Raw genomic sequence first — 16,091 nt, 5'->3', positions numbered from 1 at the left:
ACGTTAAATAGAGGTTCGCATCGTGGGGAACATAATCACATCTCGAATACTAGCGGTATTCGTAAATAACATGATTAATCGATCAATTCCAATTCCCATTCCCCCACAATTTGGCATTCCTAAAGAAAGTGCTTGAATAAAGTCTTCATCCATTGGATGTGCTTCTTCATCCCCTGCATTTCGCTGCGCTAATTGTTCTTCAAATCGTTTCCGTTGGTCTTTAGGATCATTTAATTCCGAAAAACCATTAGAATATTCTGTTCCGTGAATAAATAACTCAAACCGTTCTACAAATCCCGGTTTAGAACGATGACGTTTTGCTAAAGGACTGACTTCTACCGGAAATTCCGTAATAAAAGTCGGTTGCATTAATTGAGGAGAAACTAATTTATCAAAAACAGCATAGAGAACATAGCCTAAACTTTGAGTATCTAATTTTGATAAATGTAACCCTAAATTTTCAGCCGATTTTAGAGCTTCATCTAATTCTAAGGTATCAAAATCTAAGCCTGTTTTTTCTCGCACCGCTTCCACCATAGTTTGAACTTTCCAATGGTTTCCCGTAAAGGTCGGATATTGTTCAGAATAGTTATATTTCCGTTCCAAACTAATCACTTGACCTTGATATTCGAGTTCAGTTTGTTCTCCTAACACATCCGCAGCAACGGCACAAATTACATCTTCTACTAAAGTCATGACATCAAAATAATCTGCATAAGCTTGATAAACTTCAATAGAAGTGAATTCTGGATTATGGGTGCTATCAATGCCTTCATTTCTAAAAACTCTTCCCATTTCAAAGACTCGTTCAAAACCTCCACAAATTGCTCGTTTTAAATGCAGTTCGGTAGCAATTCGTAGATATAAATTAATATCTAAAGCATTATGATGGGTAACAAAAGGACGCGCCGCCGCACCGCCATAAATCGCTTGTAATACGGGGGTTTCTAATTCCTCAAATCCATTATCCCATAAATACATCCGAATCCTTTTGAGAATCCGATTTCTAACTTTAAAGGTTTCTAAAGATTTAGGATTACTCACTAAATCAATTTCTCGATGGCGACGACACAATTCCGGGTCATTAATTCCATAATAGGAATCAGGAAAAGGCATCGTTGCTTTAGAAATCACAAAAATCCGTTCTACTTGTACGGATAATTCCCCTCGGTTTGTGCGACATCCTATTCCTTCGGCGGCAATAAAATCTCCTAAATCCAGATATTTTTTAACTTGATTAAAGGATAATCCGGTTTCGCCAGTGACTAATTTTTTCTCTAGTTTGAGTTGAATGGTTCCCGCAATATCGGTTAACCCAATAAACCCAATACTTCCACTATCCCGTTTAAAGGTAATACGTCCACAAACAGTTAAAGGAACAGCGTCGGGGTCGCTTTCTCCATCATTTAATTCTTTCCCCGGTTGTGCGAATAAATCTTTAATCTCTTGGGTCGTATGTGACCGTTGAAGGGAGTGACTGGGATAGGGTTCTATTCCCAATGCTCTCAAGTCATCGACTTTCTGAGAACGAACTTCTACTTCATTGCGGGTTTCATTTGGAGCCATGTTTAGGATTTCCTATATTAATTTAAGCGCAATCTTTTATCATAACAGTTAGTGGCTATTATCTGTAATTCTTCCTAACTCTCGTTTCTAGGTTCTACCTAGAAATGCTATTAAGGTGGCTCTGCCACCAGAAGACTATCATAATATTATAACAGAGGCAGAGCCTCTATTTAGCATTCCAAGGCAGAGCCTTGGAACAAGGATATTTAGGAGTTGATATTAATGATAAACTAATACAAGGATAATCAAGAGGTAAATTATGGACGCTAAAGAATTGTTAGAGAAATATGCAGAAGGTGAACGTAATTTTGAGGGGGTAGAACTTTGCGGAGTAAATTTACAAAATGCAAACTTAACGGAAATCAACCTTAAAGAAGCAGATTTAACCAAAGCTAATTTAACAAAAGTAACTTTGATTTCAGCTAATTTGAGTAATGCTTGTTTAGAATCAGCCAACTTAACAGAAACAAATTTTAATCAAGCCATACTAACTGAAGCTGATTTCAGAAAAGCAACTCTAAATTATACTAATTTTGAAGGTGCTGATTTACAAGGGGCAGATTTAAGGAATGTTACTGCTTCTAATTTTAAGTTAACTGGAGCAAATTGTGCAGGAGCTATTCTGAGAGCTTTAAATTTTCAACGTTATAAATTTGTAGATGTAAATTTTCAGGAAACAGATTTTGTTAATACTAATTTTCAAGAAGCTGACTTATCCTATTTAGATTTAACTGGAGCAGACTTTAGGTTTACCAATCTTGAATCAGCAAATCTACGTTCTGCTTGTTTAAAAAAAGCCAACCTAAAGTTAGCCAATCTTCAAAAAGCTAATTTGATCAGAGCCAATGTTGAAAAAGCCAGCTTCATTGGTGCTAGACTAAATTTAGCTAATATTTATCTAGCTAATTTTGAAGTAGCTGAAACTTTAGCCACCGTAATGCCAGATTCCATTATTAATGACCCAGACAATTATACAATTCTTATCGGAGAAGAACAACAACCTGTTATGACTCGTAAAATCATTAAAACCGAAAACGCTCCTAATCCTGTTGGCCCTTATAATCAAGCGGTAATGGTCAATAACATGATCTTTTTATCGGGACAAATTGCCATTGACCCCCGCATTAATCAAATTGTTTATCCCGATGATGTTATCAAACAAACCGAAAGAGTAATGTCAAATTTAGAAGCCGTATTAACCGAAGCGGGTGCGACTTGGGAAAACGTCGTTAAAACCACAATCTTCTTAAAGGATATGAACGATTTTACTCAAGTTAATGAAGTTTATTCTAAATATTTTAAACCCGAAACAGCCCCCGCTAGGGCGACGGTTGAAGTGTCTCGTCTTCCCAAGGATGTATTAGTAGAAATCGAGTGTATTGCTGTTCTCTAAACTGGTAGGGTGCGGAAGACAAAGCTACACGCACCCTAAAATGGTTTTCTAATTAGAATAAGGTTATTTTTTCTCGGCGCAACCGTCAAAAACTTTATTTCCTAAAATGAGAGTCGCACTATAAGGATAAACTTTATCAGACATTGAATCGCTACAACTATTAACTTTTTTGATAATTAATGTTCCACTCGGTTGACCATTAAGGCGATAAACGCGCACTAAATCTCTCGGACGACCTTCGGCGGTCAAAGGTGGAGTAAAGGGGTATTTTTTCTCTTTAATATCGGGAGTAGAATAGATAATATTATTGCGATTAATCGTAATACTCCAAAAAGGTTCTGCACCTCGAACAATAAATTGTTCAACCGCCATAGAATTTTGAGCGATAGTAGAATTATGTTGTTGATTAATGGAGGAATTCGCTAACAAAGTATTAGGATTAGCAGAACTAGAAGAATAGCTAAAACCGCTAATCGATAAACCCATTAATGCAGCCACAATTGATAAGGTTTTCATGGTTGATTTTACTCCAAAATTGTTGTATAGTAGGGAACAGGGAATAGAGCTAAAAAGATCAGTCTTTTTTAGGTTAAGCTCGTTTATACTAGAGTCTTTTATCAACTTTCGCTGTCTTCATCCTCTAATCCGGGTCGGGGGATAGATTTTAAATTGTGTTGATCTTTAATCGGAATAAAGAAGATTGTTAATAAACCTGGAATTACCGCCATTGCACTTAATAAAAAGTAGTTTTGATAGCCTAAATCTGCTTGAATATACCCACTAAATACCCCTGGAATTAATACTCCCGCCGCCATAAATGCCGTTGTAATCGCATAATGGGAGGCTTTATATTCAGGACGAACAGTTTGCATTAAAAACACCGTATAGGCGGCTACCCCTAAACCATAGGTAAACTGTTCAAGAGAATTAACCACATAAGCCCAAAAAATTTCCGGTTGAGTTTTAGCTAATAACCAATAAAAGATATTGGTAAAATTTTGTAAAATTGCCATCGGCCATATCCAGGTTTTTAACCCTTGTTTTGCAATTAAAAATCCTCCTAATAGTCCCCCAAATAATAGGAAAATAACCCCAACTGTTCCCGATAAAATCCCAATTTCGGCGGTTGAAATGCCTAACCCTCCTTTTGCAGGTATATCCATTAAAAAAGGAGTTGCCATTTTGAAGGTTAAGGCATCTCCTAAACGGAATAATAAAATAAAGGCGATAATCCAACCAATTTTATATTGAGTAAAATAGGTTTTGAAGGAGTTTAGGAAGTTAGCAGAATTTGATAGATTTTCCGTTTCTGAAAACGTTACTTTTTCTGGCTTAGGTAAATATATTTTCTGAAATCCGTAGATGATTAAAAAGATTAAACTCGCTAGAGAAAAAGCAATCGTCCATCCCCATCCTAATGCAGGAAGTGAAAAATCAGACCCCAAAAACTTTAACGGAACTAGATTATATGTAATTTCCCCCGTTGGACTTTTCTCATCAATATATTGTTCAGCAATATGTCCGGCTAAAAATACTAACCCGCCACCTCCAGCTAAAACCGCCATCCGATAAGCGGTGTTTCTAACTCCTACATAAAACGCCTGTTGGTCTAAATTTAACACCGTTAAATAAAAGCCATCAATGGCGATATCATGGGTAGCACTAACAAAGGCAATGAGGGAAAAAATTACAATCGAAAATGGAATGGCTGAGGGAAATGGTGCGCCTAATGCTAAAATTAAGAAGAGGATTGCACATATAATTTCCATTCTTAAAATCCATCGCCGTTTGGTTGAATAAATATCAACAATTGGCCCCCATAATCCTTTCATCACCCAAGGGAGAGATAGCAAACTGGTTAATCCAATTAATTCATTACTCGCCCCTAACCCTTTAAAAAAAACTACTGACATTGTATTGACAACGGTATAGGGAAATCCTTGGGCAAAATATAAAATTGAAATCCACCAACCCGGATGCAGTTTTTTATCTTTATTGTTCATTCTTAATTTCAATCAAAAAGACGGTTAATTGTTGTGATCATTATCTAATCCTACAGGAATACTGGATCTCTGCCAAGTGATCAAATTACCCTGAATCTCAAGATTTAAGGTAGAACAAGAAGATTAATATCCTGAACGGAATTTTCCCTCTATCCCTTGGGTCACAAAATCAGTACACTGGGTTCGAGGATTATTATTAAAACGGAGTCAACCCTAAATGACAACTCAATCTAAAATTTCTCCCGCTTTTGAACCCTTTTTAGCCCATAGTCAACCCAATGCGAGAAAAGATGCCATCGTTATTTATAGAGGTTTAGTGTCTCCAGGGTCAATGCCTCAACCGGGAACAGCCGCCTATTTTGAAACCTTAAAACAACAAGAACAAACCAATCAATCCATTGCCAATAAAATTATTAATGATTATCAAAATGCTACTCGTCAATCCTTTTATGCGGAGCCCGTTGGTCGCGGAAGTTTACCCATTGCCCAAATCGAAGTTACTCGTCAAAGCTTACCGATTTTAGCACAACATCCTGATGTTGTTGCCATCCTTCCTAACCAAAAAATTCATTTAATTGAACCTAAAGAAGTGGATTATTCAGGATTGCAAAAACAAGAATTAGAAGATAAACTAACTTGGGGATTAAAACGGTTAGAAATTCCCAAATTTTGGGAAACAACCCAAGGACAAAATGTTACCGTTGCGGTGTTAGATTCAGGGGTACATGGAGACCATCCGGCTTTAAAAGGACGGGTAAAAGATTTTATTGTTATTGACCCGTTAGGACGTCGAATTACCGCCACCCCCAGCTTTGATAGTGGACAACATGGAACCCACGTTTGCGGCACAATTGCAGGGGGAAAAACAGAGGAAGGTTTGTCCATTGGTGTCGCACCTCAAGCCAATTTAATTGTTGCTGGGGTATTAGTCGGAGACGCAACTTTATTAACCTTAATTGAAGGGATTTCTTGGGCGGTGGAAAAAGGGGCAAAAATTATTAATATGTCCTTGGGATTGAGTTATTATGAACCTTTATTTCCCCAAGTTTTTGATATTTTAGTCAATCAATACGGAATTTTACCCATTGTCGCTATTGGAAACGAAAATCACGGAAATACGAGTTCTCCAGGTAATGCTTATAATGCCTTTTCTGTGGGTGCTGTGGAACAAATTGAGACAGATAATCTGGGAATTACATTTTTTAGTAGTGGCGCCAGTTTAGTGTTTCCGGCGGACTCTCCCAACGCCTGGGTGACAAAACCCGATGTTTCTGCTCCCGGTGCTCAAATTTATTCCTGTATTCCTCCGGTGAAAATGGATAACGGCGTTTTTCAATATACCTACATGGACGGGACATCAATGGCCACGCCCCACATCGCCGGAATTGCAGCGTTATTGATGTCAGCTTGTCCCGAAGCTCCGTTAAGTAAGATTATTGATGTTTTGAAGAAAACCGCCTATCATCCGGGGGGTGAAGAACAACGTCCCGATAACCGTTGGGGTTGGGGAATGGTGCGACCTTTAGAAGCGTTAAAAGCGTTGAAATAGATGGGTTGACGGTTGACTGATTAATGGGTTTGTAGGGGCGGGTTTAGTAGGATTACTGTTAATTAGGAATGATATTTCACTCCCGTTGCCCCTACACCTGAAATTAATTTATAATAGAGTTAATAACGGTGTAGAAAGATTTTTAAAATTGCTATTCTTACCGTAGTTTCTCGTCAGCTTAAGACATTCCAAGGGAAACATTAATATTAGGTAATCAATCAGGAGTACCCAATGGAAACAATTACGATTAAAGTTGAGAATGAAGTCGCAAAACTTTACCAAGAAGCTGATATTAATCAGCAAGAAAAAGCGATTTGGGTTTGTAACTTGGTTCTGAAAGGCTTATTAAAGCCATCTAGTTTTGATGAGATGGTTAAACAAGTGAGAGAAGAAGCTAAAGTTAATGGTTTAACTCCCGAAATTTTAGCCCAGTTATTAGAAGATGAATAAGCTGAGAATTGTTATAGATACCAACATTTTTATTAGTGGTCTGTTGTTATCAAAATCGAACGCTCAACAGGTTTTCGATCTCGTGACTGAAAGCCAAATTCTTTTAATTTCTGATAGCACTTTTGCCGAAATTTGTCAAACCTTGATACGTCCTAAATTTGATAAATATGTATCTTTAGAAAAAAGGTTAAATTTTGGTGACATAATCCGCTAATCTTATAATAATGTGTGTGAGGTTACTAAAGTCGATAATGAGTCAAACGATTTTACCTTATGATTCTAGTCTAAACCGTTTTCCAGTTTTGGGTTTACCCGTTCATCTAATTGATAATTATAGTAACTGGTTATTAAAACGTTGGCAACAAGGGTTAGGAACTCATGTGATTACCCTGAATGCAGAAATGGCGATACAGGCGGAAAAAAATACGCAATTAGCAGAAATTATTCATTCAGCCGAGTTAGTCATTCCCGATGGTGCGGGGGTGGTACTTTATTTACAATATAAAGGTAAAAAAATTCAACGCTGTCCGGGGATTGAATTAGCAGAAACCTTGATCAAAAATATTGGTAAATTAGACAATTCTGAATTAGTCTTTTTCTATGGCGGAAAACCGGGAATTGCTCAACAGGCGGCTGATAATATTCAACAAAAATTTCCGAGTCTGGGTATTTCGAGTTATCATGGCTATCTGTCTGCTTCAGAAGAAGAAGATTTAAAAATAACGTTAAAAGATTTACAACCTCGATTAATATTAGTGGGTTTAGGGGTTCCTCGTCAGGAATATTGGATTAGTCAAAATCGTCATCTTTGTCCGAATTCGATTTGGATAGGTGTGGGGGGAAGTTTTGATATTTGGTCAGGAATTAAACAACGGGCACCGGAATTTTTTTGTAAATATCATTTAGAATGGTTATATCGATTATATCAGGAACCTTGGCGTTGGCGTCGGATGTTAGCGTTACCGGAGTTTGCGATTAAAGTGTTATTAAAGGGAACAGGGAATTAGGAATTACGAATTACGAATTACGAATTCAAAGAAAGAGGGTTTGGAAACCAAACCCCTACGAGAGAATTAGGAAAGAATAGCACCGTTTAAATTAGCAAATTGTAAATTAACCCCGGTTAAATTTGCTCCTCGTAAATTGGCTTTACTCAGGTTTGTTCCTCTTAAATTTGCATAGGATAAATTAGCATTTTGTAAATTCGCTTGAATTAACGTTGTCCCTCTTAAATTTGCCCCGGTTAAATCCGCTTGATAAAGATTCGCTTTGTTTAAATTAGCAAATCTTAAATCCCCTTGAGTTAAATCAGCTTCACTTAAATTTGCTCCATATAAATAAGCTCCATTAAAATGAACATTAATGAGTTTGGCATTATTTAAGTCGGTGCGATAGAGATAGGTTTCAATTAATTCTGCGTTATTTAATATAGCTGTATTTAGATTGGCTTGGCTTAAATTCGCTTGAAATAATATCGCTTCACTGAGGTTTGCGCGTCGCAGTTGAGCTAAACTTAAATCCGCTTTTATTAGGTTTGCCGAGCTTAAATCCGTTGCAATTAAATTAGCTTTACTTAAATCAGCATCTGCTAAATTAATTCCGTTTAAATCAGCCCCCATTAAATTAGCTTCGCATAAGTCCGGCTGAATATCAGGATGATTTAAGCGCCAAATTTGCCAGCGTTGAGTTCCCCACTGTAATAATGTTAAATGTTCTGGATTTGCCATATTTGAGGTTTAAGGCGATCGCCCTGGAGTCGCTGCGAAAGGTTTATGAACAAGAGAAATCTCTGCTGAAACATTTCTCAATTATGTCATTGCAAGGGTAACGAAGCAATCTCAAAGCCTTATTAAACCGTTACCATCCGTAAATCCCGTGAATCTCTGTCGCAAATAGTCAAAAAATTGGCTCAAGCTCAACTTTAAGAGTTATAATTTATAAATCCCCTCATGTCTACCTCAGTTAAGCCCATGAGTAACCTTACAAACCCCCCATGCGATCGCACTCCCTTAGCCCAATTCTTAGCCCAAGTCAGAAACGCAGGCAATGAGGGGGCGAAGGTTCGGCTATTCTTTAAATGGGCGGAGAAATTTTGCGATCGCGTTGGTAAAGGATAGCAAGAAGGCGGTTCTAAGACTTATCACAGAAGTCAGAAGGCCAATTCAATAAGTGCATTTTACTTATGACTCCAAAACCCATATAATCTCTTAAGAATATGTTTTTTCACTAGGTAAGATGGTTGTGTTTTGACTGTCTTGCGATCGCCAATATAATTATCAATTTCCCAAAAAACGATTAGACCTTATGCCCAATAGACCCATTCAAAAAATTCTTTTCGGAAGCCCCGGAACCGGAAAAAGTCATAGAGTTGAAAAAAAAATAATTCCTGATGAGTTGAATATAACTGATCAATCAAATGTTATTCCAACTGTGTTTCACCCAGAATACACCTATGGTGATTTTATGGGTAAACTGATGCCATTAACTGACGATAGTGGCAAGGTTGAGTATAAATACTACTCAGGACATTTTTTAAAAGCACTAGCTAAAGCATATAAAAATATAATAATAAGCTGTATTAAGTATGAAAAGGATAAAAAAGACGCAACAGAAGGATACAAGAAAGAAATCAATAAAACTCGTCTAGAAGATTTCTCTGACGAACAAAAAGATATTCTGAAAGAAAAACACAGTAAGATCATAAAACAACCTAAAAATGTTGTTTTGGTCATTGATGAAATTAATAGAGGTAATTCAGCAGCAATTTTTGGTACTGTATTTCAACTTCTTGATAGAAACAAAAACGGTTGGTCACAATATCCAATAACAATTTCAGATTTAGAAAAAACTGGATTGTTGCAAGCAATAAGCTTTAAACAATATTTTCTTTCTAAAAAGGCACACTTTGAGTATGATGGAAATATTTGTAAAGAAGATGAATACAATAAATATCTTGACTATATTTTCAGCGATTTAAGCGAAGAAGAAAGGGTTAGACTTCAAGAGTGCAAAATTAAATTGCCCCCAAATCTATCATTCTTGGCTACCATGAATACGTCTGACAACTCAATTTACTTCATGGATAGTGCCTTTAAACGCCGTTGGGATTGGGAGTTTGTGAATATTGATGATGGTGAATCAAAAGACTTCGTATCGAGCAGAAGAGTAATACTTTACGAAACTGATATTTGTGCATGGAATGAGTTTGTTGATCAGTTAAATAAATTCATCTGCAATCAGAAGACAGTCAGGAAGATCGAGGACAAACAGATTGGTTACTTTTTTATTGATGAAGAAACTATAACGGAAGAACACATCAAAAATAAATTGATGTTCTTTATCTGGGATAGTGTTTTTAGTAACAATCGTAAGCCTTTGACTAAACTTTTGGAAATGACTGAAAGAGAAAGAGATTTAGTTACATTTGGACAATTTACCCAAAAAGAGGTTGTTCAAAAATTTGTTGAGAAAATAATGGAATTTGAAAAAAATGTTTGACCTCAGTAAGATAAATATCATTAAAACCGATCAACAACGTAACAGTAGTTATGCGTTTGTTGGTCTTCAGAGAAATAAGGAAACTGATCGCTTAGAGTTTTGGCTTCCGTTAGGATTCGATGATTTTGATCATACAGATTTTAACTTAGTCAAAGGTTTCTTCTTCAAGATGTACCGAACGTTCAAAACGTATCTGCAAAGAAAACAGAATTATATGCAGAGAAAAAACATAACAATTAATAGAGACGGAATTATTGAAAATGAAAACGGATTTAGTTTTATTAATGAAAATAATGAACAGGTAGTTTTTTATGGCAAACTCAATTCCTTAGACAAAATACTTGAGGGTTACGATGAATTACGAATTTCATCTTTAGAAAAAAAACAAATGAGAAGCCAAGAAATTGACTACTCAAAGATTCATCGCTATATGCACCAAGCTATCTATCTTGATCATGATGTGATTTATATTGACGAAATGAATATTGCTAAAAATATCTTAGTCAAAGAAAGTCCCCCAATTTTACAACTTTTTTGTTTTATTTACACCGAAATCAAAAGAGAGTTGGAAGAATTAGAAAATATTTCCGATAGGGCTGCCGAGCTTGCCGAGGAGTTTAAAGAAAACTATTTGCAACCTAATAGTAGTTTATTTGGCGAAGATACATTTGCCGAAACCGTAGATATTTTGAAGGAAACACTAGAAGATATTGACACTAAAACAGCCTATAAAGATGATGATTATTGGCATTTTTTTGAAGCAGTAGAGGCGTTTTTATACGGAGAGCGACAAGAAGATAATGAAGGTATTTACTGGGGTTTTAAAACTTTCTATGATATATGGGAGGATATGTGCCAAACTTATGTACTGAATACACCTGAATATAAAGAAAGAGCAATCTTTGCAGATGTTAAAGGAAGGCTTGAAAATTATTTAAGAGACAATAATTACCGAGTCAATCCATTTGAATTTAAATTAAATAATTTGGAAAGATCAGGTTTACGTCCTGATTTAGTCTTAAAAGAGAAAGAAAAAAGAATTGAAGACTTTTACACAGACAATTCAATAGGTTATAAACAAGGCAGACGTGCATATGGCGTAAGGTTTAATAATTACGAGTATTTGAGAAATAATTATCCTGAAATTCTTGATGAATTTGATAAAGTTTGCCAAAAAGAACCCAATCATAAAACAGGTGGGACTTTTCAATATATGTTTTCTGAAGATTTAAAATGTTTTGAACAATTTGTTTTAGATAAGATAGGGTATATATCACTTTTTTACATCACAATTATTGACTACAAATATATGCGTATTAGCGATTATGAAAGTTACTCACCTTATGAAAATGGCGAAAACAAAGTAAAAGATGATATACAAAAGCAATTAATTTATGAATGGACAGTACAGCAAAATTGGAAAGCAAAAACTGAAAGTGAGTTTTGGATACCTTATTTCTCTAATGACCCGTTAGAGTTTGAAAAGATCCCTCCACTAAAAGTAAATAATACTCACTTTAACAAAAGCCAGATTAAACTGGTGAAAATTAATTTCAAAATACTTCAAGATTTTTATATTAAGCAAGGATTACTATGATTAAACATAATTCTGCGAGTAGTGTTATCAGTATTTTCAATCCTGTTGTTTCACTAAGTTCGCAAGTTCGGCAGAGAGTGAATGAAGAGTTTATTTATCCAATTTTAGAGGATTTTTTTAAAGATAAAGGAGGGATTGATTCTTATGAAGAGTTAGATCCTGATAAGATTAAAACTGAAATTGAGTTTTCAAAAAAGGATACCATAGAAAGCTATGTACAATCCTATATCTACAAAGAAGTGATGAAGACAATCAGTAAAAATGATGATGGCACGATCAATTTTAAGCCCAGATATGTTGTTTCTTTTGACCAAGACTTAACAGACTTTCAAGAAGAAAGGGGTATCAAATACGGTGAATTGAGACTAGGAGACGCGGCTATTTTATATTTTATTTATATTGATTTACAGAAACTTATACGATTTATCAAGCAAGAATATTCCAATTGATGTAAGATAATGTGACATAAACCAAGGAAAATATAGCGAGTGAAATAGTATCAATAGAGAGTTTAGAACTAGGAATAACAGCCTTTAGGCAGCAAGGAGTTGACACAAGTAATGCTGATATCGAATATGTGGAGTAGATAAATTATGACTCAATCTCCTACGACAATATCAATTGATAGCATTCTCGAAAAAGATGCCGAATCTGTACTGATTTGGGTAAAAAAGATATTTTCAGATCAAGCCACCCAATCACAAGAGTTTAACTGGTTATTATTAGCTGATGTTTCCTCTGCTAAGGCTCGAAAAGGTCAAAATGGTTCAGATTTATTTGATAGCCAATGGGCAGAAGTAGCTACCACAATTTACGATCGCCTAGCCGATGATGCCGAACACAAAAAAACAGGAAGTGGCGAGTCTTTTAGGATTTCCTCAATGATGCTGCGGGCTGGCGCGATCGCAAAACTTGGAGTAATTTCCGATCATCCTGTTCTCGATGTTAACTTAATTTTACAATGGTTTTGGGATAATATCAAAGATTCCCTCGAAGATGTGGAAAAAAAAGCCTCGAATTGGAAAATGCTACCCATTGCAGAAATTCGTGAGTTAAGACAACTGAAAAATCGATTGAAAGTTATCGCAGCCCTTGCTGGCAGCGATCAATATGTTTTAGATGAAAAACTAAATAATTGGCTTGACCTGCGGGAGAAACTACCATAAAAGTGCAATCGCCATCAAGTCCAAAAGGAGATAGAATCATGTTTGACTATAAAGTTGTAGAAAGTAAACTCCATCAAGTCATTAATATCGTAAAACCACAACTGTCAGAGACTCAAATATATCGGTAATAAAAATATTAATTTAGGCGATTTGGAACGTTCGGGGCGGGATCAAATTATAACACCAGCCCAAATTTTAAGGAACAAAAAATGGTGAATAACGGGACTAACCAAACCCCTGAGCAAAATTCGGCTAATTGTGGCAGTATTGATGAATCAGAAAGAGCTTTTGGTGCAAGAGAAAAAGCGATCGCGGAATTTCTTGAAAGAGAGGGAAAAAATGTTAAAGCCTTGGCAGAAAAAAACGATGGAGGTAGAAATCCCGATGCTGAGGTAGATGGAAAACCTACTGAATTTAAAAGTCTGGATTTTGGTGCTACAAGCGCAACAGTAAAAAATCAGATCAACAACTCAATTAGACGAGGAGGACAAGCTAGGGATATAATTATAGATGCTAGGACATCTGGGTTGATAGAGTCTGAGGCTGAACGAGGTTTGGAGAGGGCGAAAAATATTACACGCGGAAAAATCGATTGTGTCCGAATTATTGGCGATCGCTATGACATCACTTTTACTGAGTTTCAATAAAGGAGGTTTTTATGTCTCGCACACTAGATATTTTTGTAGACTTTCCCCATAAAATCGAATATTTAATCAAAGAATTAGAGTTTATATTGGATTTAAAATTTGAGCTTTTTTCTGATGGTACTGACAACTGGTATGAGTTTCGTAACTCAACCATCGCTCTTACTATAGGAAAGCATGATTTTGAAAACGATCGCGATATTAAATTTGAAGAATACCCTTATAATCTATCAATCAGAGCACTGAATATCTCCAATGAATTTGAGAGAAAAAAGTGGTGTGATGATTTTGCTAGTTATATTTTCCAAAAGTTGAAAGCAACTGAAAAGTATCGTTTAATGCTCGTGGATAACTTACAAGTACAGTTAGAGGAGTTTGTTCCCGTGGTGAAGGTTTGATCAAACATCACGGTACAGACAAGTGCTGAAATCAAATCGAATATTAATTCAGGGGAAAACTCAAATGTCAAGGGCGTGATTTAATCAAAACACGAACCCTTGAATTAGCTTTGCTTAAATCAGCTTTATTCAGGATTAAAACTACCTCCATATTCTCGCCCCGATACATTTTCAATCGCTTCTAATGCGGCTCGTGATCCGGCGATAATATCCCGTTCTTCTCCTCCTAAATATAACCGTCCAAAACTACCAACAGCCGTTACTTGCAGAATATTAATTAACGCGGCTTTTTCCGCTTCATTGGCGGCTAAAGCGGCATAAGCGGCGGGTTGAACTTCCAAAATATATAAACTTTGACCCCCTAAAATTAATTGACCTCGACGGTTACGATTAATGAGTTGAGCTTGATGGGGGTCAAGATTACGAATAATTTGACTAGACATAATTTGAGGTTTGAGGCGATCGCTTTCCCGTAATCCTAAAAAGTCTAAAATTGCCCGTCCGGCTGTCACCGTATCCCCTTGACGGCTAGAATGTATTTCTAAAAGACCATAAAGCCGTTCAATAAACAACACCCCCGGACGTACAGACGTCGCTTTCAAAGCTACATCCGTTATCCGGTTAATTTCAATTCCAGGCGATACTTCAATCCACAGGGAAGAATCCCCCGGTAAGGGTAAAAACCCCAGTGACACCGTGCCAATATAGGCTGCGTGCTGCCTTTGAAGGTTATCTAAATAAACGTAGCTGCGTAATTCTATACCCATTATCAGTTATCAGTTATCAGTTATCAGTTATCAGTTATCAGTTATCAGTTAATAGGGAATGGGGAATGGGGAATGGGCAAATAGGCAATAGGCAACAGTCAACCGTCAACCATCAATAAACTATGAGTATTGTGGCATTATTTGGGGCAATTGAAACGGGATTACTCTATGCCTTAATTGGTTTAGGGGTGTATTTGTCCTTTCGAGTCTTGGAATTTCCTGATTTAACCGTTGATGGCAGTTTTCCCTTGGGGGGTGCGGTGGCGGCCACTTTAATCCTTCAGGGGGTAAATCCGGCGATCGCAACCTTCATCGCCTGTCTAGCAGGTGCGTTAGCCGGGTTAGTTACCGCTTGGTTAAATGTTCAGTTAAAAATTCTGCATTTATTAGCCAGTATTTTAACGATGATTTCCCTCTATTCAATTAACTTAAGAATTATGGGAAAACCAAATATTGCGTTATTAGGACAACCAACAATTTTAACCCCGTTACAACCTCTGTTTAACTCAATCCCTCAATGGCTTGTGATTCCGATAATTTTATTGGCAATTGTCATTATAATTAAAATCCTATTAGATCAATTTCTCAATTCAGAAATTGGGTTAGCTATGCGGGCAACGGGTGCTAATCCCTTGATGGCAAAAGCCCAAGGAATTACAACGGAAAGGATGATATTATTAGGAATGGCAATCAGTAATGGTTTAGTAGCATTAGGAGGGGCATTATTTGCTCAAATTTATGGATTTGCCGATGTCACAATGGGGGTAGGAACGATTGTTTTTGGATTAGCTGCGGTGATTATTGGAGAAACATTTATTGCGCCGACAACGGTTATGAAAGCCACATTAGGAGCAATATTAGGATCAGTCGTTTATCGAATAGCCGTTGCTTTAGCCTTAAATGCAGATTTTTTAGGATTTCAAGCCCAAGATTTGAATTTAGTTACCGCAATATTAGTGGCATTAGCTTTAGTTTTACCTCAATCTCGCAGTCGTTTAGGAACCTTTTTAAAACGGTAAGCTGATCCCATCTAACGGTCGGACAATATTCTGTCCATCAC

At 36.5% G+C, this 16,091-nt stretch carries 18 protein-coding genes; 13 read left to right on the top strand and 5 right to left on the bottom strand.

Going from position 1 to position 16,091, the window contains the following annotated elements; genetic code table 11:
* Positions 1-3: 3 nt before the first annotated feature.
* Positions 4-1,566: a lysine--tRNA ligase gene (lysS, locus tag NMK36_RS17600; protein WP_254174293.1), complete on the bottom strand. Its 1,563-nt coding sequence runs from the start codon at positions 1,564-1,566 to the stop codon at positions 4-6.
* Between the two features lie 259 nt (positions 1,567-1,825).
* On the opposite strand from lysS, the gene NMK36_RS17595 reads away from it, so the two are divergent.
* The gene (locus tag NMK36_RS17595) at positions 1,826-2,959 is read left to right on the top strand and encodes a Rid family detoxifying hydrolase (protein ID WP_254174292.1); all 1,134 of its coding nucleotides are present in this window, start codon (positions 1,826-1,828) and stop codon (positions 2,957-2,959) included.
* A gap of 63 nt (positions 2,960-3,022) precedes the next feature.
* On the opposite strand, the gene NMK36_RS17590 is transcribed toward NMK36_RS17595, so the two are convergent.
* Positions 3,023-3,475 carry a COG3650 family protein gene (locus NMK36_RS17590; protein WP_254174291.1) on the bottom strand — a complete coding sequence of 151 codons (453 nt, stop codon included), beginning with the start codon at positions 3,473-3,475 and terminating at the stop codon, positions 3,023-3,025.
* Between the two features lie 101 nt (positions 3,476-3,576).
* Positions 3,577-4,962: an MFS transporter gene (locus NMK36_RS17585; RefSeq protein ID WP_254174290.1), complete on the bottom strand. Its 1,386-nt coding sequence runs from the start codon at positions 4,960-4,962 to the stop codon at positions 3,577-3,579.
* Between the two features lie 217 nt (positions 4,963-5,179).
* Between NMK36_RS17585 and NMK36_RS17580 the strand changes: the two genes are divergently transcribed.
* From NMK36_RS17580 to NMK36_RS17570, 4 genes are all read left to right on the top strand, one after another.
* Positions 5,180-6,511: a S8 family serine peptidase gene (locus NMK36_RS17580; protein ID WP_254174289.1), complete on the top strand. Its 1,332-nt coding sequence runs from the start codon at positions 5,180-5,182 to the stop codon at positions 6,509-6,511.
* A gap of 231 nt (positions 6,512-6,742) precedes the next feature.
* Positions 6,743-6,961, top strand: coding sequence for a hypothetical protein (locus NMK36_RS17575; RefSeq protein ID WP_254174288.1), 219 nt, complete (start codon positions 6,743-6,745; stop codon positions 6,959-6,961).
* The gene (locus NMK36_RS29020) at positions 6,954-7,175 is read left to right on the top strand and encodes a putative toxin-antitoxin system toxin component, PIN family (protein WP_367997192.1); all 222 of its coding nucleotides are present in this window, start codon (positions 6,954-6,956) and stop codon (positions 7,173-7,175) included. Before NMK36_RS17575 ends, NMK36_RS29020 begins: the two co-directional genes overlap by 8 nt.
* A 37-nt stretch (positions 7,176-7,212) precedes the next feature.
* On the top strand, positions 7,213-7,968 hold the full coding sequence (locus tag NMK36_RS17570; RefSeq protein WP_254174287.1) for a WecB/TagA/CpsF family glycosyltransferase: 756 nt from the start codon (positions 7,213-7,215) through the stop codon (positions 7,966-7,968).
* Between the two features lie 66 nt (positions 7,969-8,034).
* Here the strand turns inward: NMK36_RS17570 and NMK36_RS17565 are convergent, their stop codons facing one another.
* A complete protein-coding gene (locus tag NMK36_RS17565) occupies positions 8,035-8,688 on the bottom strand; it encodes a pentapeptide repeat-containing protein (protein ID WP_254174286.1) in 654 nt (217 codons plus the stop codon).
* A gap of 243 nt (positions 8,689-8,931) precedes the next feature.
* Between NMK36_RS17565 and NMK36_RS17560 the strand changes: the two genes are divergently transcribed.
* From NMK36_RS17560 to NMK36_RS17530, 7 genes are all read left to right on the top strand, one after another.
* Complete coding sequence (locus NMK36_RS17560; RefSeq protein WP_254174285.1) at positions 8,932-9,078, top strand: hypothetical protein; 147 nt, start codon at positions 8,932-8,934, stop codon at positions 9,076-9,078.
* Positions 9,079-9,265: 187 nt separating this feature from the next.
* Positions 9,266-10,459: a restriction endonuclease gene (locus tag NMK36_RS17555; protein ID WP_254174284.1), complete on the top strand. Its 1,194-nt coding sequence runs from the start codon at positions 9,266-9,268 to the stop codon at positions 10,457-10,459.
* Positions 10,452-12,056 (top strand): hypothetical protein, encoded by a 1,605-nt coding sequence (locus NMK36_RS17550; protein ID WP_254174283.1) that lies wholly within the window; start codon positions 10,452-10,454, stop codon positions 12,054-12,056. The genes NMK36_RS17555 and NMK36_RS17550 overlap by 8 nt, the downstream gene beginning before the upstream one ends.
* Positions 12,053-12,505: a hypothetical protein gene (locus NMK36_RS17545; RefSeq protein ID WP_254174282.1), complete on the top strand. Its 453-nt coding sequence runs from the start codon at positions 12,053-12,055 to the stop codon at positions 12,503-12,505. Before NMK36_RS17550 ends, NMK36_RS17545 begins: the two co-directional genes overlap by 4 nt.
* Positions 12,506-12,649: 144 nt before the next feature.
* On the top strand, positions 12,650-13,222 hold the full coding sequence (locus NMK36_RS17540) for a hypothetical protein (RefSeq protein ID WP_254174281.1): 573 nt from the start codon (positions 12,650-12,652) through the stop codon (positions 13,220-13,222).
* A gap of 209 nt (positions 13,223-13,431) precedes the next feature.
* A complete protein-coding gene (locus tag NMK36_RS17535) occupies positions 13,432-13,869 on the top strand; it encodes a hypothetical protein (protein ID WP_254174280.1) in 438 nt (145 codons plus the stop codon).
* An 11-nt stretch (positions 13,870-13,880) separates the two neighbouring features.
* The gene (locus NMK36_RS17530) at positions 13,881-14,264 is read left to right on the top strand and encodes a hypothetical protein (RefSeq protein WP_254174279.1); all 384 of its coding nucleotides are present in this window, start codon (positions 13,881-13,883) and stop codon (positions 14,262-14,264) included.
* A gap of 125 nt (positions 14,265-14,389) precedes the next feature.
* On the opposite strand, the gene NMK36_RS17525 is transcribed toward NMK36_RS17530, so the two are convergent.
* The gene (locus tag NMK36_RS17525) at positions 14,390-15,031 is read right to left on the bottom strand and encodes a hypothetical protein (RefSeq protein ID WP_254174278.1); all 642 of its coding nucleotides are present in this window, start codon (positions 15,029-15,031) and stop codon (positions 14,390-14,392) included.
* 122 nt (positions 15,032-15,153) lie between these two features.
* Here NMK36_RS17525 and NMK36_RS17520 point away from each other — a divergent pair, with 122 nt between their 5' ends.
* Positions 15,154-16,050 (top strand): ABC transporter permease, encoded by an 897-nt coding sequence (locus NMK36_RS17520; RefSeq protein WP_254174277.1) that lies wholly within the window; start codon positions 15,154-15,156, stop codon positions 16,048-16,050.
* Positions 16,051-16,091: the final 41 nt, after the last annotated feature.

This window comes from Planktothrix pseudagardhii (assembly GCF_904830925.1).
GTDB classification, from domain to species: Bacteria; Cyanobacteriota; Cyanobacteriia; order Cyanobacteriales; family Microcoleaceae; genus Planktothrix; species Planktothrix tepida.
This window is presented reverse-complemented; position numbering and strand designations above follow the sequence as displayed.